Origin of the sequence: Microcoleus sp. BR0-C5, from assembly GCF_036705045.1 — a bacterium.
In the GTDB taxonomy this organism is placed as follows: Bacteria; Cyanobacteriota; Cyanobacteriia; order Cyanobacteriales; family Microcoleaceae; genus Microcoleus.
In genome coordinates, this window is sequence record NZ_JAUBTR010000033.1 from 57,972 (window position 1) to 78,053 (window position 20,082).

Here is a 20,082-nt window from a genome sequence, read left to right on the forward strand (position 1 = left end):
CTTACAGCTCTCCCAAAATTGCGGTAATGTTGTCTAAATCGTCCTGGCTCCACTGGCTCCACTTAAACTCTGCAAAGTCAGAAGGAGTGCAGCCGCCAACGTCGGGGGACTGACAGTATTGAATTAGCGATCGCAGCGATTCTATAAAGCGCGTTGCCAAATTTTCAATGCTTTCTCGTCGGTGAATGTTTTCGCTGTACGTCCAATCTAATTGCAGCTTGCCGCTGGCAATAAATCCGTTAATTTCCAGCAGGTAACGCCGATTTCCGCGCGGGCTGCGAAGGGGGCCACTCGGCTCGGAGGACAGCATTAATAAAGAAGATTTCGGCAGCACTTGGTCAAACTGTCCGAGATAATTAAAGCTTACCTCAGCTTGCGGCAATTTGTGCAAATTTTTTGCATTTTCTGGGTTTAAATATTCTAGGACACCGCAACCCACACCGCGATTTGGGACTGCGCGTAATTGCTCTTTCACTGATTTGATGGCAGCCCCTAAATTGGAAGGTTTTTCTAAATTTAACAGGACGGGGAAAACTGCTGTAAACCAGCCGATTGTGCGCGACAAATCTACTCCTTCAAATAGATCTTCGCGCCCGTGACCTTCTAAGTCCAGTAAAAGTGAGTTATTGCCTGTCCAGCGTTCAAATGCTTGACCTAAAGCAGTTAGCAATACATCATTAATTTGAGTGCGGTAAGCGGCAGGTACTTCTTGTAAGAGCAGTTTTGTTTCTTCAACACTCAAAGCAACGGATACTGTCTTTTCAGATGCAACTAAATTAGCTGGGTTTGGGAAATCCACCGGCAAGCGAGAAGTTGGTTGGTGAGAAAGGGCGAACCAGTAATCTAACTCTGCCTGCAATTCGGGCGATCGCGCCCACTCATGCAAGCGTTCTGCCCACTGCTTAAATGAGGTTGTTTTGGGCGGGAGCGCGACTGTTTCGTTGCGGCTAATCTGCCTATAAGCCGTCTGGAAATCCTCAATTAAAATTCGCCACGAAACCCCATCAACCGCTAAGTGATGAATGGCCAATAACAAGCGATTTGGCTGATGTTTGCCCAAGTCAAATAGGGCAGCGCGAAGTAATGGCTCCTCTGACAAATTCAAACTGGCTTGCAACTGAGTAGCGGCGGTTTGGAAAGCGGATTCTCGCTCCTCTGGAGGTAGCGACGACAAATCAATGCAGGTAAGCGGAGCCACCTTTTCTGGATGAGAAATTGCCTGCTGCCAGCCAAATTTTCCTCGCACAAAACGCAGGCGCAGCGCGTCGTGGTGCTTCAGCAATTCTTGCAAAACTGACTCAATTAAAGCAGGTTCGAGGGGTTGCTGCAACTCTAAAAGCACCGCCTGATTCCAGTGGTGCGGATCGGAGAGATTTTGCTCGAAAAACCAGTGCTGAATCGGTGTGAGCGGAACTTCGCCAATGATTAATCCCTGTTCCGATTGTGGGGTTCGAGCTGTATCGGCGACGGCTGCTAACTGTGCAATAGTTTGGTGTTGAAACAGTTGTTTTGGTGTAAGTCGCAGCCCGGCTTGATTGGCTTTAGAAATGACTTGAATGCTGAGGATAGAATCGCCGCCCAATTCAAAGAAATTGTCGTCAATTCCCACTTGTTCTAACCCCAATACTTGCGCCCAAATTTCTGCTAGGACTTTCTCAATAGCCGTGCTTGGCGCGGCGAATGCTTCTTCGAGTTCAGGCCGATCGCGCTCCGGTGCAGGTAGTGCCTTGCGATCGACTTTGCCGTTGTTTGTTAAAGGCAGCGCCTCCAGCGTCACAAAAGCAGCAGGTATCATGTATTCCGGCAATTTTTCTTTCAGAAAGCAGCGCAGTTCGTGAATCAGTATTGAATGCTTATTTTGTGCTGCTGAGTTAGCAATGATATAAGCTACCAAGCGCTTATCGCTCGGTATATCTTCTCGCACTATAACAACAGCCTGGGCGACATCGGAATGCTGTCCTAGCGCTGCTTCAATTTCTCCTAATTCGATGCGGAAACCGCGCACTTTTACTTGGTGGTCAATTCGTCCCAAGTATTCAATATCGCCATTCGGCAGATAGCGAGCTAAGTCTCCCGATTTGTACAACGGCGCTTTCAAACTGTCATTAAAGGGGTTGGGAATAAACCGATTGGCTGTTAATTCTGGCTGATTGAGATAGCCCCGCGCGACGCCAGCACCACCAACGTAAATTTCCCCAGGGATGCCGATCGGAACAGGTTGGCAGTTGCGATCGAGCAGGTAAACTTGCAAGTCAGGAATTGGACGGCCAATAAGGCTGGCATTTTTACTTAAATCAGCGGCAGTCAGCTGCCGATACGTGACGTGGACAGTTGTTTCTGTAATGCCATACATATTGACCATTTGGGGGTGCCGATCGCCGTGCCGATCGAACCAAGGTTTTAAGCTTTGCAAGTCTAAAGCTTCCCCCCCAAAAATTACTAAGCGCAGGCTTAAATCTTCGTCAATTCCGGCAGATTCTTCTGTCTCACTCAACTGGTAAAATGCGGAAGGAGTTTGGTTGAGAACTGTCACTTTTTCTTGGCACAGTAAGCTGTAAAATTCTGCCGGCGATCGGCTGACTGAATAAGGTACGATCGCGAGTCGCCCGCCGTAGAGTAAAGCGCCCCAAATTTCCCAGACTGAGAAGTCAAAGGCATAAGAGTGAAACAGCGTCCACACATCTTGCTCGTTGAAGTTGTACCAAGACTGGGTAGCAGCCAACAAGCGGACGACGTTTAAGTGAGCTACTAAAACACCTTTGGGAATGCCGGTAGAGCCAGAAGTGTAAATGATATAGGCGAGATTTTCGGCAGTATTGTTGCAGGCAGGATTTTCTTGACTTTGTTGGGAAAAGGCATTTTTATCCGCATCCAGGCAAACGATTTTGGCGCTAGATTCGGGAAGGGTTGGTAACAACTTTTTCTCAGTTAGTAGCACCTTTACTTGTGCATCTTCGAGTATAAAAGCGAGGCGATCGCGCGGGTTGGCTGGATCGAGCGGAACGTAAGCACCCCCGGCTTTGAGAATGCCGAGAATGCCGATAATTGTATTGAGCGATCGCTCGACACAAATTCCTACCAAAACTTCTGGCTTGACGCCGAGTTTTTGCAGGTAATGCGCGAGTTGGTTGGCTCGTTCATTCAGCTCGCGGTAGGTGAGTTTTTCGTCTTCAAATACGACTGCAATGGCATCGGGAGTTCGCTCGGCTTGCGCTTCAAATAATTGATGAATGCAGCGATCACTCGAATAATCGGCGCGGGTGTCATTCCACTCTACCAACAACTGATGCCGCTCTTTTTCCCCCAGCAACGGTAGCTCTTCAATCCGCCGCTCTGGGTTGGCAGCTATGCCCTCCAGCAACGTGAGAAAATGCCCCGCCATCCGATTGATTGTGGCTGCATCAAATAAATCTGTGCTGTATTCAAACTGACCGCTAATTTCTTCCTGCTTTTCTTCTAAATACAGCGTTAAATCAACTTTTGCTGTCTGATTCTCAACATCTAAAAGAGTGAGATTGAGTCCGGCTATTGATTCCGCAGCAACAGGGGCAGTTTGCAAAACAAAAGCAACTTGGAACAGTGGGTTATAGCTCAAATTGCGATCGGGTTGCAACTCTTCAACCAGTTTCTCAAACGGCAAATCCTGGTGAGCGTAAGCTTCTAAACTCATCTCCCGAATGCGATCGAGCAACTGCCGAAAAGTGGGCTCACCTGACAAATCAGTTCGCAATACCAAAGTATTGACAAAAAACCCGATTAGCCCTTGAATTTGGGCTCGGTTGCGGTTGGCGATGGGAGAGCCAACGGGGATATCTGCCTGTCCTGTATAGCGATAGAGCAGCGTTTTAAAGGCTGCTAGCAGGGTCATAAACAGGGTGGCATTTTCCTGGCGGCTGAGCTTTTTGAGGGCTGCCGTTAGCGTTCTGGGGATGAGGAATGATTCTTTCGCGCCCCGATAGGTTTGCGCGGGGGGACGGGGGCGATCGGCTGGCAATTCCAGCAAGGGGGGAGTGCCACTGAGCTGCTTTTTCCAGTAGTTAAGTTGAGTTTGCAAGCGATCGCCCGCAAGCCATTCCCGCTGCCAAATAGCAAAATCGGCGTACTGTATAGAAAGTTCGGGAAGTGGGGATGGTTTGCCCATCAAAAACGCTTCGTAAAGTGCTGCTAATTCTTGCAGAAAGACTCCGATTGACCAGCCATCAAAAATAATGTGGTGTAGCGTCAGCAGCAACACATATTCCTCAGCATCTAACTGTAGCAAACTAGCTCGCAACAGCGGCCCTTTGGTTATGTCAAAAGGTTTGCTAGCTTCTGCTGCTGCTAGTTTTTTTACTTCCGCTTCTCGTTGAATTTCTGGCAATTTTTGCAAGTCTAAAACTTGCAGCCAGAAATTAAATTTCTGACCAACAACCTGCACGGGTTGACCGTCTACAGTGGCAAATGTCGTCCGCAAAGCTTCGTGACGGCGCACAATTTCCTTGAAACATAGCTCTAGCACTACTACATTTAGCCTGCCTTTGAGTAACACAGCCGCCGGAAGGTTGTAAAAAGGGTTTCCCGGTTCAAATTGATCGATAAACCACAGTCTTTGCTGGGCAAAAGAGGTGGGAAATGCAAATACTTCTTCTTCGGAAGCATTCGCCGAGTCGCGAGTATCTGTGGGAGGTTTTTCGGAAAAATGCACCGTCATTGGATTAGTAACTGGTAATTGGTAATTGGGAGTAATATCTTGGGCGGGGCGGGTTTACGAGATTTATCGTTTTTACTAAAGATATTGGCGAACCCGCCCCTACAGGAATAACGGTCAATTGAACGGACATGATATTATTGGTTGCTAACTCATGATTCATCACTGATTTGTGGTTAGCGCAAGGATGACAGTTTCATGCGGTATGCCGATCGCGAAACAGGCGCGATCGCGGGTTCTTCAACGGCCGCATTTTTGTTTTTGGCTTCAGAAATATTTTCTGCAAGTACGGCGAGCGATCGTCCTGCAAAAATATCGCACAAAGGCAATTCTAGCTGACAATATTCTCGTACCTTTGCTGCTAATTGAATTGCCAGCAGCGAATTTCCTCCTAGTTCAAAAAAGTTGTCGGTAATGCTTAAGTGTTCGATACCGAGAACCTCACAGCAAATTCTCGCTAACATTGCCTCAATAGGGGTGCGCGGTGCAACAAAAATCTTTGCTTCTGGAATTGCGGCATCCGGTTCTGGCAGAGCCTTGCGGTTAACTTTGCCGTTCGCCGAAAGCGGCAGCGCGTCCAGAACTATAAATGCAGAAGGCACCATATAATCGGGCAGCTTTTCGCTCAGGAATTGGCGCAATTCTTCAATCGCAGGAGCAGCGTTTTGCTGGGGAACGATATATGCTACTAAGCGTTTTTGACTGTGATTTTCTCCGAATGCGCTGACAATGGATGCCTTGACTGCTGGGTGCTCGTTCAAAGCAGCTTCAATTTCTCCGGCTTCGATGCGGAATCCTCGAATTTTAAGGCGGAAATCTTCTCGCCCTAAAAATTCGATATTGCCGTCAGGGAGGAAGCGCCCTAAATCTCCCGTTCGATACAAGCGATCGCCCGTGACGGGGTGCGTGAGGCAACTGGCGCGAGTTTTTTCTTCATTCCGCCAGTATCCTTTTGTCAGTCCCACTCCGGCACAGCACATCTCGCCGGCAACCCAGACGGGACAGTCTTCGAGCCTTTCATTCAAAATGTAATAGCGTGTATTGGCGATCGGCGATCCGTAGGGAATGCTCTTCCAAGAAGGATCAACCGTTTCTACCGGATACCAGATGTTCCAGAGAGTGGTTTCAGTTGGCCCGCCGACACTGACAACGCGACATTCACGGGCGATCGCACTTAACCTCTGGGGCAGCGTTATCGGTATCCAGTCTCCGCCGAGAAACGCCCAGCGCAAGCAATCGGGCAACACTTCTGAACGTGCGCCAGTGTAATCGAGCAGCATTTCCATCATCGGCGGCACCGAGTTCCAAATGGTAACGCGCTCTTTTACCATCAATTGAGTCCAGTGAGCGGGGTCTAGCCGTTGTGCGGCATCGGGAATGACGATCGCTCCCCCGGCTGCTAGGATGCCGAAAATATCGTAAACTGACATATCGTGGTGCAGTGCGGTGACTGCGATCGCCCGATCGCACTCGGCCACATTAAACACTTGATTGGTCTGAGCGATCGCATTGACTACACCGCGGTGCGCGATCGCCACGCCTTTCGGCAAGCCAGTTGAGCCGGAAGTATAAATCACATAGGCTAAATCTTCCGCTTCCTGCACCGACTCCAAAGCTTCGCCACTTTCTGTTGCTAATTCCTCAGTATCAAGACAAATTCGCCGCACATTTTCCGGCCATTCCAAGCGTTCATTTAACTGAGATTGCGTCAAAACAATCTCAACTTCGCCATTTTCCAGCAAATACCACAGCCGCTCTTTTGGCAGCGCCGCATCTACGGGCAAATAAGCGGCTCCAGAGGCTAGAATTCCCAGGACAGCGACGATTTGCTCCCATCCTTTTTCCATGACGACGGCAACCAATTGATTAGGGCGAATTCCGAGATTCCGCAAGCAATGACCGACTTGATTCGATCGCCGATATAGTTCCTCGTAGGTGAGGGTGCGATCGCGCATAATGACGGCGGGTTCGTGCGATCGCGACGCGACTTTCTCAGCAAACAATTCGTGCAGCAATACATCGGGAATGGGTGCATCAATGCTGTTAGTAAAGGCTTGCTGAAACTGCACCGTTTTCTGCCAAGTTTCCTCTTCATTAGCGAGGCGTTGCAATAGGCGACAGTAGGCATCAAACATCTCATCAATCATCCCTGGCGGGAAGAGTTCTTCCACCGCATCCCAGCTAAAAGACAGCCCCTCAGCAGTTTCGGTAAATTGCGCGTCTATCCAAACTTGTGGCGTTTGACCGATGATGTGAACCAATTCTCCCAATTCTTGAATGAGAGAAAAGATAGAAGTATCTTCCCCTGGCGCGTTTTGCGGATCGATCGTAAACACGACTGGCATCAGGGCTGCGGTTGTACCTTGCGCTTGAGCGAGTTCTCGCAAAACGCGCACACCGCTGACATATTGGTGTTCTAAATCTTGCCAAAGCTGTTCTTGCAACCGTTTTGCTCGTACTTCAAAACTCTCTCGTTTGGAGTTATCTATTTCTAACAGAGTAAATGAGGCAAATTCTCCGATAATTTCCTCAACTTGAGGGTGCAGCGGAAGGCGATTAAAGCGCGGCACGTTGAGGGTAAACCGAGGCATTTTGCTCCACAAGGAGAGAACCTCGGCATAGGCGGCCAGCAATAAACCCGTAGGAGTGAGGCTGGCGCGAGCTGTGCGCGTTTTGAGGCGCTGCCAAGTTTGCAAGTCTAGGCGATCGCTCCAGCGTTTAAATCGCGGCTGCGTTAAGGAATTCGGGTGTTTGGCAAGGGGCAATTCCGGCGCTGGTGGCAGGGTTTTGAGGCGATGGAGCCAGTAATCTAAGGATTGCTGGTAAAATGGGGAGTTTTCTAAGGCGATCGCCGCTAACACGCAGTCGCGAAAAGACAGTTGCAATGGCGCGATCGCAGTATTGGGATTGCGGTAAAACTTTACCAAATCGCCAAACAAAATTTGAAAACTCCAGCCATCTATGCACAAAGCGTCAATGCTGAGATGCAAGCGAATGCGATCGCTAAGAAGCGAGGCGCGAATCTCGAACAGCGGCCAGCGATCGAGCGGCAGCACTTGGTGGGAAAGGCGATCGCGAATTGCTTCGAGTTTTTCACCCGCCACCTCTGGATCGAGCGATCGCAAATCCAAAACCTCAATTTTATAAGCGGGCACGTTTTCCAGAATTTGCTGCTGTCCGTTCGGAAGTACGATCGCCCGTAGCATATCGTGACGCTCTACAACTCGCTGCCACGCGAGGCTAAACCGCTCTAAATCTAACTCGTCGCTCTCAATTTCTACATAGCCGTGAATGGCGACATTGCCCATTTCAAAAAAGCTATTTCTCCCGATCCAGTAAGCCTGCTGCATTTCATTGAGTGGAAATGGTTTGTAGCGATTTTGAGGATCGGGGGCGATTGTCGGCAGTAATTTAATAGGTTCTTGATATGGCTCGCTTTTAGTTTCCGCGATCGTCGCTGCTAGACTGGCGACTGTGGGGGATTGAAACAGACAGCGCAGCGATAGTTCGACTTGAAAGCGATCGCGCACTTTGGCAATCAGTTGAGTTGCCAGCAAAGAATGACCTCCCAACTCGAAGAAATTGTCATTGATTCCCACCTGTTTTAAACCCAAAACCTCAGCCCAAATATCAGCTAATACTTGTTCTTCTAAAGTCTCAGGAGCGATAAAATCGGCGTCTGACTTGTTGGTTTCCGGTGCGGGAAATGCTTTGAAATCTACCTTGCCGTTTGGCGTCAGTGGCATCGATTCCAAACACACAAAGCTAGCAGGAACCATATAATCTGGCAGTTTTTCCCGGACAAAAGAGCGCAGGTTTTTAATCAGTGCAGAGTGCGTAGGGGCGGTGCCCCCGTGCCCGCCCGCCGCTGAGTTTAAAACGAGGTAGGCGATTAAGCGCTTGCCGCCTGAATCTTCCTCACGCGCGAGAATGACTGCTTGTTGCACGTCTGGATGTTGGCTGAGTGTGGATTCAATTTCTCCTAACTCAATGCGAAAACCGCGAATTTTCACTTGGCGATCGGTGCGATCGAGAAATTCTAAATTCCCATCGGGGAGATAGCGGACTAAATCGCCTGTTTTGTAAAGGCGATCGCCTTGTTTGCTGCTAAAAATATCGGGAATAAATTTTTCTCGGTTCAAATCCGAACGGTTGATATATCCTCTGGCAACCCCCGCACCTCCGATATAAAGTTCGCCGGGAACTCCGATCGGAACGGGTTGCAAATTAGCATCGAGTACATAGGTGCGGGCATTGGGAATTGGACGACCAATCGGCAAGGTTTTTGGGGAGTTTTTAACCGCAGAGGGCGCAGAGGGCGCAGAGGGGAGAGAGTCGCACCACGTGGCGACGATGGTTGTTTCTGTGGGGCCGTAAGTATTGACAAGTCGTACTTTTTCTGAAACGCACTTTTGCCAATGATTCAGGGATGCTGAAAGTGCGGTTTCTCCGCCAATAATTGTCAAGCGCACTGACGGGGGAAATTCTTGATTTTCAGCACTCAGTCTGGCACTTAATTCGCGCCAGTAAGCGGTTGGTAAATCCAATACGGTGATTTCCCAATCCCGGCATTTTTGCAGGAAGGAAGAAATGCTGTCTAACATGGAATTTGGGCGCAGTACCAAGGTGGCACCTTGCGTTAAACAGGGATAGATTTCTTCGGCGCTGGCGTCGAAGCTGAGGGAAGCGAATTGAAGAACGCGATCGCCTGCTTTAATGCCATATTCGACACTTGCAGCCTGGGTATAATTCGCCAAAGATTGATGCTGCACCATCACTCCCTTTGGCTTGCCGGTAGACCCGGATGTATAGATGATATAAGCTAGGTTTTCTGGCCCAACGGGGCTCTCAGGATTTGACTTATTTTGTTGAGCGATCGTCTGCCAGTCTGCATCCAAGCAAATCACAGAAATATTATTTTGGGCAGGCGTTTCGGCTTTTAATTTTGCTTGTGTTAGCAGTACCTGAACGCCAGCGTCTTCTAACATGAAGGCGAGGCGTTCTTTAGCATAGATGGGGTCAAGTGGCAAATAAGCGCCGCCTGCTTTTAATATGCCTAAAATTCCGACGATCGCATCGAGCGATCGCGCCATATAAACGCCGACTATCTCATCTGGTTTTACGCCGAAAGAGTGCAAATAATGGGCAAGTTGATTCGCGCGATCGTTCAGTTCTCGGTAGGTCAAACTTTGGCATTCAAATTGCACCGCAACCGCATCAGGGGTTTTCGCCACTTGCGCTTCAAACAAACGGTGAACGCACTCACATTGGGAGTAATTTATCCCAGTATTATTCCACTCAAATAGAAGTTGCTGGCATTCTGTTTCTGCAAGCAGCGGTAAATCTGATAAACGCGCGGATGGATTCGCAACGATGCCTTCTAATAAGATCTGAAAGTGTCCTGCCATTCGCGCAATTGTGGTCGGTTCAAATAAGTCTAAGCTGTATTCAAACCACCCTCTAATACCTGTTGCTGTGGCTTCTAATTCCAGGGTTAAATCGAAATTTGCTGTGCCGCTGTGAATCTGTTGGCAGTTCAGGCTTAAACCCGGCAATTCTAAGGCAAATTCGGAGGCATTTTGAAAGGCAAACATCACCTGAAATAAAGGCGAGTGACTTAAATCTCGATTCGGCTGCAATTCTTCTACGAGCTTTTCAAATGGCAATTCTTGGTGTGCATAAGCGCCTAAAGTTACCTCCCGAATGCGAGCCAGCAACTCTCGAAAAGTAGGATTTCCGGTTAAGTCAGATCGCAGGACTAAAGTATTGACAAAAAATCCAATTAATGATTCGGTTTTGCTGCTGTTGCGGCTGGCAATTGGTGAACCGACGAGGATATCTTCTTGCCCCGTGTAGCGGTAAAGCAGCGTATTGAAGGCTGCCAGCAATGTCATAAATACAGTGGTTTTTTCGTCGCAACTCAATTGCCTAATTGCCTCGGTTAAGCACTCTGGCAATTCAAATAATTGCCGACCTCCCTTGTAACTTTGAACAGCGGGACGAGAAAAGTCTGTTGGTAAATTTAGAACCGCTGCGCTGCCACTTAACTGCTGCTTCCAGTAAGTAAGTTGAGTTTCTAATATTTCTCCCTGCATTTGTTGGCGCTGCCAAGTTGCAAAGTCTGCATACTGAATTGGCAGCGGGGGAAGCGGGGATAAATTTTTATTAGTAAATCCTTGATAAAATGCCGCTATTTCCCGTAGGAACACGCCCAAAGACCAACCATCAAAAATGATATGGTGGGCGGATAAAAGCAGGGTATGTTCTGTTTCAGATAGGCGCAAAAGTTTGGCACTAATCAGATTTGGTTGAGTTAAATTAAAGGGAAATTGTGCTTCTTTGATAGACAGCTTTTGCGCTGTTTTTTCGCCTTCTCCAGGGGAGTAATCGCTCAAATCTATTAGCGGCAATGGGAAACTCTTTGTATCAAAAATAACTTGTATCTGTTCTTTTTCCTCACCAGCAAACGCCGTTCTTAAAATCTCGTGTCTATCGATAATTTTTTCAATGCTTTGCCTGAGTGTTTCTGCATTGAGCTGTCCTGTAATCCGAACTGCCCCGCAGAGGTTATAGAATGGGTTTCCGGGTTCCAATTGGTCGAAGAACCACAAGCGCTCTTGGGCAAAAGACAGGGGAATATTTTGTAGGCGAGAAACTGGCATTGGGACGACTGCTTTGGTATTTCCTGTCAGTTGCTCTAGAATTTGCACTGCTAGTCGAGCAATGCTCCTATCTTCAAACAAATCGGCAACCGATACAGTAACGCCAAAGTCGCTCTCTATCTGATTTTTTAACTCAAAAATTCTTAAAGAATCTAGTCCAAAGCTACTGAGAGGTCGATCGATTTCAGCCGGCTTGAGCCGACTTTGGCTATTAGCCGGGGAATTCATTCCCCGGCGGTTTACCTGCTGCCAAAGATAATCCTCAAGAAGCGATTGCCGTTCTTCTAACTCTGCTGCCAGCAGATTTTCTCGCGTCAGGCGATTCTCTATTTCCACCGAATCAGCTAACTCTAAAACGCTACTCGCAACAACTTCCAAATTGTCAGCTAGAAAGTCAGCAGAGGCGGCGCGACGTTGAATTTTACCGCTGGTCGTTTTCGGAATGCTTCCCGGCTTAATCAGCACTACTCCATAAACTTGCACTTCATATTCTTGAGCAATGCTAGAGCGGATGGCGCTGATAATTTCCTCGGCATGATCCGGCGCTTTGCGAGATTGTAATTCTGGCACGATAACGAGCTGCTCTTCGCCGGCGACTTCCACTGAGAATGCCGCGATCGCCCCCGGCCGCAAACTGGGATGGCTGCGTTCTGCTGTTCTTTCTATATCTTGGGGGTAAAGATTGCGACCTCGAATGATAATCAAATCTTTGAGTCGCCCTGTAATAAACAGTTCTCGATCGCGTAAAAAGCCTAAATCTCCAGTTCGCAAAAACGGCCCTTCGCTGGTATCTGAAAGATATGCTTGAAAGGTTTTTTCTGTTTCTTCTGGGCGATTCCAATAGCCTCGCGCAACTGTTTCGCCAGCTACCCAAATTTCTCCGACTTCCTGCGGCTGGCATTGCGTCAGAGATTCGGGATTGACGATCGCAACTTTAGTGCCAAATTCCGGGAAACCGCAGCCGACTAAAGTTCTCGCGCCCCCCTCGCCTTCGACAACTTCTACAATGTGATTATTTTCCAGCGCCCCAGCGTCAACAGGTAAGAAAGTCGGTGTTATCCCGCTGCGAACCGTGGCAATTTTTAGCGTAGTTTCTGCCATTCCGTAAGCAGGACAAAAGGCATCCGCCTGAAAACCGCAGGCCTCAAAAGCTTTGGTAAATCGCTCTAGGGTTTCTTTGTGGATTGGTTCTGCGCCGTTATAGGCCACGCGCCAACTACTCAAGTCGAGCATTTTTTGCCCATCGCCCAAGATTTTGCTGATTTTGCTAGCACACAAGTCGTAAGCAAAATTTGGCCCGCCGCTGTGGGTAGCTTTGTAGCGCGAAATCGCTTCCAACCAGCACATCGGGTTCTGAATAAACGCCGCTGGCGGCATGAAGTAAGAGGGAATTCCCAGATACAAAGGTTTGAGCAATCCGTCAATTAACCCCATGTCGTGAAATGGGGGAAGCCACGTTACCGCAACGCTTTCGGCATCGTGGTCAAAGCCTCGGTGAATGTATTCGATGTTGTACAAAACGTTGGCGTGGCTCACCATTACGCCTTTGGGGGTGGAGGTTGAGCCGGAAGTGTACTGAAGATAAGCAACGGAGTCGGGATCGATGGGTGGCTGCTGCCACTTTTCGCCGTCACCGGCAAGCACCTCTGCACTCAGCCAGCGCATCGCTTTGAGTTCCGGCGCTTGCTGGCATAGCTGTTCTAAATTTTCCAGGTGTCGCGCGGGAGCGATCGCAACTTTTGCTCCTGCGTCTTTGGCGATCGCACTAATTTTCGCTAAATTCCGTTTCAGCTTCGGTGGATAGAGGGGAACCGCGATCGCTTTGGCGTACAAACATCCAAAAAAGGCGGCGAGATAGTCCAATCCTGGCGGGAAAAGCAGTAAGGCTCGTTCGCCAGTGACTCCCAATGTCTGAAGTCGCACGGCGTGCGATCGGGCGATCGCGTCTAACTCTCGATAAGTCAAACTGGCGGTTTCAGTTTTTCCGTCTAACAGAAATGTATATTTCTGCTCTGGTTGGTGTAATGCTCTGTTTTGCAGGAGTTCTACTAAATTGGTACAACTTTCGGTGAGTTGGTGTCCCTTAATGCTTGCGTCACTCATCGATTCTTTTTACCTATAAATCTTGTTTGCAGTACGCCAACCAGTTCCGCCAAATTCTTTCCACATAGACTTTCTGTGAACAGTTGTCGGGCGTTACGAGTCTCCCATCAGCGCGTTTGAGTCTTCAATCCGGGTATTAGCGCTTGTTTTCACGTTTTTTTGTCGATCGCGCTGTTCGGCAATGGCTGCGGGGCGATTTCAGTCCGAGCCAGCTTCGATATCAGCTTCAGGGGCTTTACGGCTATCGACTTTAAGTATCCTATGCTAGATGATATTTATTGTCAAGAGTAGTTGAGAGAATTTATTGACTCCTCTTATTGCTTATATGACAATCTTTTCTAACTTTTGCCATAGCATTTTAGGCGATCGTTTGTCTAGCCCTTACAAGAAACCATAATAGGCAAGTGGTGTCTAACTAGATAGAGGGGTGTCACCCCCTATCTTAAAATGCAATAATTTTTCATTAGTGAACTCTTGACAGATGCAAGTGCTCTGTTATCTAATTAAGGCACTTTCTCATTAAGCATCCAGCGACTACTTCCTTTAACCGAGGAAGGCGTCAACCGTGGGCGATCGTCCAGAGCGCCACCGGACTGAGGAGTTCGCCCTCACGCGCCTGCTGTATTCCCACACAAAGGCTGCTAGCGACGGGAGAATCGGATCGAACTACGCCCGACAACTGGGCCGGATCTTCCGCAGGTCAGTTTCAGGAGCCAGAGAACAGCAGCAACGCTGCCACAAATCATGTTGTGCAAGCAACGCAAACCACATATCCGAAGTTCCATTAATTGTTGATTAAAGAGTAATGAAGAGATCGCAGAAATTATTAAATAGCCTTGGGCTGGCAGGAGTCGTGTCGGCGTTAGTCGCTGGGCCGGTGTGCGCTTCCAACATCGCGCAGGTGACGGGCGTTCGCCTCAACCCCACGTCAGAAGGCATTGAAATCATCCTAGACACTGAAGATGGAAGACCCCTGCAAGTCTTCAGCGCCAGCTTTGGCGAAACTTTACAAGTTGATGTCATCACCGCTCAACTGCGATTACCGGGGGGAAATGAGTTTCGTCAAGACAAGCCTGCTGCCGGAATTGCTTCTGTCACCGTTACTCCTTTAGATAACAACAGCATCCGAATCAAAGTCGTTGGCGAGAGGGGTCAACCAGTGGCACGGGTGATTCCTAATGCTGCGGGTCTGATTCTCAGTTTAAAACCCACCTCCCAGATGACTTCTCGCCCGCCTGCACCGGCTCCTACAACACAGCGGCCGGGGACACCTGCAGAACCCTTGCCACCGACAGGACAGCAGGTAGAGATACCTGCAGAACCTTTACCGCCGACAGCGCAGCCACCTGGAACGCCCGGAGAACCCTTGCCGCCGACAGCGCAGCCACCTGGGACACCCGGAGAACCCTTGCCGCCTACAGCGCAGCCACCAGGAACGCCCGGAGAACCCTTGCCGCCGACAGCGCAGCCGCCAGGAACACCGACACAGCCACCGGGAACGCCACAGGCGGGGAGAGACCCGATTGAAATTGTCGTCACTGCAACACGAACCGCAGAAAGAGTGACCAACGTGCCGCGCTCTATAACGGTGATAGACTCAGAAGAACTTCAGCAGCAGGTAGGCCCATCGAGAAATATCGGCGAAGCTCTGGCAAATCAGGTTCCCGGTTTCGCCCCCCCGACTCAAACTACTGCAACTTATGGACAAACTTTGCGGGGTCGCGACGTTTCCGTTCTGATTGACGGCGTGCCGCAAACGACCAATATTCAATCTTTTGGCAGAGAATTTAGGAACATCGATCCCAGCGCGATCGAACGCATTGAAGTAGTGCGGGGGTCTACCGCAATCTACGGCGCTCAGGCTACAGGTGGCGTGATTAATATTATTACTCGCCGGCCAACTGAGGAAAGGCTCACTGCTGTTACTGAAGTGGGCGTCAGTAGCGCTTTAACAAACACAAGAGATGCTTTAGGCTTTAACGCTCAGCAGACGATTTCTGGCCGATCGGGCAATTTCGATATGACCGGCACTGTCTCGCTCTCTAGAAGTGGAGCTTTTTACGATGCCAAAGGCGATCGCATTCCCTTTTTTGAACTCGGCGGAGATAGCAGCACGCTCTTCAACGTCATGGGCAAAGTCGGGGTAGATTTGGACACCGAACAGCGGCTGCAACTAACTGTCAATCACTATCGGGAAACCCAAGATCCCAATGTGATTCCAGACTTTAGTGTTGACGACCAGGAAGGACGGCAAAAAGCCCGCGCCATCCGAACCGGGGAGTTGGATATTGACGGGGAAACACCGGGAAATAAAAGTACACAGCTCAACCTAAGTTACACCAACCAAAACCTTTTTGGCAGCAGCCTTCAAAGCCAAATCTACTATCGAACGAATTCCAATGTAGGTGTTCCTTCAGATTACCGCACGTCCGATTTCTTTGGGCCGTTTGTCGGTGTTACTCGTTCGCGAGCCGAGAGCGAACAGATAGGAGGTAGACTGGCGATTACTACTCCTTTATCCCGTGCCGAAAATCTTCGATTAACTTGGGGCTCTGACTATATTACTGAAGATAGCAAACAGCGTTTCGACTTGTACGATCCGGAGAGATTTGACGCAAGTGGTGGCCGGGTTTACCGGAAAATTTCCGAGCGTCCTTTCGTCCCTCCTTACACTTATGACAGCCTTGGCTTTTTCGGTCAATTGGAATGGAATATTGACGATATCGTCATTTTAAGTGGCGGGATACGTCACGAACGCGTCGGGTTAAACGTCAATGATTATACCACTTTTAACGATCGCCAGATCGAAGGAGGCGATCGCAATTTTAACGCCACCCTATTTAATACAGGGGCTGTCTATAAAATTACTGACATCTTCAACATATTTGGCAACTTTTCTCAAGGTTTCTCAGTCCCAGATTTCGCCCGCATCCTCCGCCAACCCCCCGACAATTTTGTCGGAATTGAATCTTCGTTAGAAGTAACTCAACCGCAAAAAGTCAACAACTACGAAATTGGCATTCGAGGAGGGTGGCAATCCGTGCAAATGTCGCTTGCCGCTTTTTACAATACCTCCGATCTAGGAGTCAGTTTTCAACCAGTTGGCAACACAGGCCGCCTGGAACTCATCCGCGCCCCAGAACGCATTTACGGCTTAGAAGGGACTGTGGATTGGCAACCTGGACGAACATGGTCGATCGGCGGGACTGCTACCTATATTCATGGCGAATATGAGGAGGACAACCGTTACATCGCCCTCGATAGCAGCCGAATTCCACCGCTCAAGCTAACAGCTTATGTTCAAAACGAAACTTTGCCGGGATGGAACAATCGGTTACAGTTCTTATATTCTGGAAATCGCGATCAGGCCTTCAAAGACGGCTCGGATGGCGGCCCGATTAGCAGCTATCTCACACTGGATTACGTCAGCGCGGTTAAAATTGGATCGGGGCTGCTACAAATCAAAGTCGAGAATTTATTGAATAATCAATATTTTCCCGTGATCTCCCAATACTTAGCTGGATTTGGCTCGGATACCTCTAATTATGCAGGCAGAGGTTTAACTCTCAGTGTTAATTACCGCCTTAACTGGTAATTACAGCAGATTGCAGGTTTATGAGGTAGATTCAATATCCCTCGTAGGGACACTCCAAGAACCCATTGGTGTCAATTTAAGCTGTTAGTCTGCCAGTCCTCGTGCCCACCCGCTAGTCCGCCAGTCCGCCAGGGGTTGAAACCCCTGTCTAATAGCTAAAGTCCTCTCAAGAGGACTAATGAGTTGAAAAGTGTTTTTCTCAGTCCTCTTAAGAGGAATTTAGCTTTGAGACAGGGAATGAATTCCCTGTCGGACTATCAGTTTTACCTTAATGAGAACAGTTAACGGTTTCGAGAAAAATTTAGAGATGAAGTTCCGCAAACTCGCATTCAAACTGCACTTGTATTTAGGGTTGGTAGTAGGAATATTTCTAGCAGTAATTGCTTTAACGGGCAGCTTGCTGGTTTTAGGCCCCGAAATCGATCGGTTCTTCAATCCCCAACTCCTGCAAGTAATTCCTCAAACCGAACGGATACCGCTGGAAAATGTCCTGCAAATTGTCGAAAAAGCTTATCCGCAAAATCAAGCTCTTAGTATCTTGCTACCGCGATCAGCGAAGGAAGTTTGCCAAGTTTCGATGCTGTCAAAGAGTGAGGAAGTAGTTAGCGTTTATGTCAATCCTTACAGCGGAAAAATTAAGGGTGCGCGCCTTAATAAAGAAACTTTTACAGGTTTTATTTTTACGTTACACGCGGAATTAGCGGCAGGAGAATTTGGTCATCTTGTTGTCGGCATTTGCGGTATAGTAATGCTAGGACTAACTTTTACGGGTGTGGTCTTGTGGACGGGTTGGCGCAATTTAGCTCGCGGATTTTCTATTAATTGGAAAGCTCACTGGCAGCAGACTGTATTTGATTTACATAATGTTTCTGGCATTGTATCGGTCGCTTTTATCATACTCATCTCCGCTACAGGGACAGCGATAATTTTTTACGCGCCGGTTGAATCGACTCTGTATTGGCTAACGAATGAAAAGCCACAGCCAGCATTGACTTCTCATCCCCACTCTAGCAGTTCGAGGCAAAACCTTGACGAAATATTACACCAAGTTAATACCGTTTGGCCGGAAGCTAAAACTACTTTTATTTCTCTGCCTTTGACGCCTGAAGCAATTTTTAAAGTACGGAAAAAATTTCCCAACGAGCCGCATCCAAACGGGGTTAGCACCATTTATCTCGACCAATACAGTGGCGAAATATTGCAGGCTGACAGTGTAAAGTCAGCTTCTGTAGCAAATCGAATTCTCAACTCGCTTTATCCGCTACATATTGGCAGCTATGGCGGAATTTACTTGCGGCTGGTACACACGATCGCAGGATTAGTAGCGATCGTACTGTTTGTTACGGGCGTACTGATGTGGCGACAGCGGCATTTGGTGAAATTTTACCGCAAGGAGGCGAGACAGCAATATGAAGAATTATCTCCCCTTAGCCAGCAATGGCCTTGGTTTTAATGCGAGCGGCGTGCGGTTTTATGCGGGTGTGATTCTCCTGCCTAAAAACCCCGATTCTCTGAATTTTAAATCCTATAAATCGCTTATTTAATGCAAAAATTTATTCAACTCTGGCTCGGACAAACTGCTTCGATGATTGGCAGCGCTATGTCCGCGTTTGCGCTGACTATTTGGATTTGGGAGTCCACCAGTCAAGCGACGGCTTTGGCTTTGTTGATGTTTTTTACTCAATTGCCGCGCATTTTGCTCGCTCCGGTTGCTGGCATTCTCGTCGATCGCTGGAATCGAAAATTTTTGATGGGTATCGGTGATGCGGTTTCAGCTCTGTTAACCCTCACTATCCTATTACTTTATATCAGCCAAAACCTGCAACTATGGCATATATATGTAGCCGCTGCGATTAACGGAATTTTTGACCAAATTCAGCAGTTAGCTTACTCAGCAGCGATCGCCACAATGATGCCAGAAAAGCATTACAGCCGCGCTAGCAGTTTAAGTTTTTTGGCAAATTACGGTGCGAGTATTATTGCTCCGACGCTGGCGGGGATTCTCTATTCTGTGATTGGGCCCGGCGGGATTTTTACGATCGACCTGGCAACTTTTACAATCGCGATCGCCACCCTAGTATCTGTCAAAATACCCCAACCCGCGATCGCGCCAGCGTTGCGGAGCAATATCGCCTCCAATCCCCAGCCCACTCGCTTTCACCTATTGCAAGAACTCAGCTTCGGATTCCGCTACATCGTCGATCGTCCCAGCCTGCTTGCCTTGCTGGTGTCCGTTTCGCTATTCTGGTTCGCTCACGACATCGGCGCGGCCCTCTACTCACCGATGATACTGGCACGCACCGGCAACAATGCCAGAATCCTCGGTACTATCCTTTCAGCCGCCGGCGCAGGCGGCGTTTTAGGAGCATCAATCATCAGTATTTGGGGCGGCCCCAAACGCCGAATCCGGGGCTTTCTGCTCGGCATGGCAGGCGCGGGCTTGAGTAAAATAGTCTTTGGTTTCGGCCAGGCGCTTTCCATCTGGATTCCCGCTCAATTTTGTTCGTCTTTCAATTTCCCCATCCTCGGCAGTTCCAACGAGGCGATCTGGCTGGCGAAAGTCCCACCAGAGGTACAGGGGCGTGTTTTTGCTACTAGAGCAGTTATCGTGCAATTGGCGTCAGCGATCGGTTTATTGATCGCAGGGCCACTTGCCGATCGCGTCTTTGAACCCGCCATGCAACCGGGAGGTTTTTTAGCAGCTATTTTTGGCCCAATTATCGGGACAGGTGCCGGTGCTGGCATGGCTTTGTTATACGCTATTTCCGCGCTGGGCTTATTGCTCGTTGCAGTCGGTGGGTATGCTTGCCGGCTGCTGCGCGATGGATAATATCGTTTCCGGTTGTATCGGAATGATTTAACCGCAGGGGGCGCAGAGAACGCAGAGGGAGAGAATACAGAGAGGAATAATTCCGATGCTACCGGATTTGATATCAAGGGGAAACGGCGCACAGAAGTCTTCTTCCTTCTTCCTTCTTCCTTCTTCCTTCTTCCTTCTTCCTTCTTCCTTCTTCCTTCTTCCTTCTTCCTTCTTC

5 protein-coding genes are annotated in these 20,082 nt (G+C 48.8%); 3 read left to right on the top strand and 2 right to left on the bottom strand.

Translation table 11 applies throughout. The annotated features are described in order from the left end of the window. Position 1 precedes the first annotated feature (1 nt). Positions 2-4,690 carry an amino acid adenylation domain-containing protein gene (locus tag QUB08_RS17270; protein ID WP_333225860.1) on the bottom strand — a complete coding sequence of 1,563 codons (4,689 nt, stop codon included), beginning with the start codon at positions 4,688-4,690 and terminating at the stop codon, positions 2-4. A 173-nt stretch (positions 4,691-4,863) separates the two neighbouring features. Further along, positions 4,864-13,452 (bottom strand): amino acid adenylation domain-containing protein, encoded by an 8,589-nt coding sequence (locus tag QUB08_RS17275; protein WP_333225861.1) that lies wholly within the window; start codon positions 13,450-13,452, stop codon positions 4,864-4,866. Between the two features lie 805 nt (positions 13,453-14,257). Between QUB08_RS17275 and QUB08_RS17280 the strand changes: the two genes are divergently transcribed. The 3 genes from QUB08_RS17280 to QUB08_RS17290 all read left to right on the top strand — a co-directional run bounded on the left by QUB08_RS17280 (position 14,258) and on the right by QUB08_RS17290 (position 19,877). Then, positions 14,258-17,047 carry a TonB-dependent receptor domain-containing protein gene (locus QUB08_RS17280; RefSeq protein ID WP_333225862.1) on the top strand — a complete coding sequence of 930 codons (2,790 nt, stop codon included), beginning with the start codon at positions 14,258-14,260 and terminating at the stop codon, positions 17,045-17,047. 271 nt (positions 17,048-17,318) lie between these two features. Beyond that, positions 17,319-18,500: a PepSY-associated TM helix domain-containing protein gene (locus QUB08_RS17285; RefSeq protein ID WP_333225863.1), complete on the top strand. Its 1,182-nt coding sequence runs from the start codon at positions 17,319-17,321 to the stop codon at positions 18,498-18,500. A 90-nt stretch (positions 18,501-18,590) separates the two neighbouring features. Continuing rightward, on the top strand, positions 18,591-19,877 hold the full coding sequence (locus QUB08_RS17290; RefSeq protein WP_333225864.1) for an MFS transporter: 1,287 nt from the start codon (positions 18,591-18,593) through the stop codon (positions 19,875-19,877). Positions 19,878-20,082 lie beyond the last annotated feature (205 nt).

Bases quoted from the DNA above. Each gene is read 5' to 3' on its own strand.
- QUB08_RS17270 (WP_333225860.1), bottom strand. From the start codon at position 4,690: ATGACGGTGCATTTTTCCGAAAAACCTCCCACAGATACTCGCGACTCG.
- QUB08_RS17275 (WP_333225861.1), bottom strand. From the start codon at position 13,452: ATGAGTGACGCAAGCATTAAGGGACACCAACTCACCGAAAGTTGTACC.
- QUB08_RS17280 (WP_333225862.1), top strand. From the start codon at position 14,258: ATGAAGAGATCGCAGAAATTATTAAATAGCCTTGGGCTGGCAGGAGTC.
- QUB08_RS17285 (WP_333225863.1), top strand. From the start codon at position 17,319: ATGAGAACAGTTAACGGTTTCGAGAAAAATTTAGAGATGAAGTTCCGC.
- QUB08_RS17290 (WP_333225864.1), top strand. From the start codon at position 18,591: ATGCAAAAATTTATTCAACTCTGGCTCGGACAAACTGCTTCGATGATT.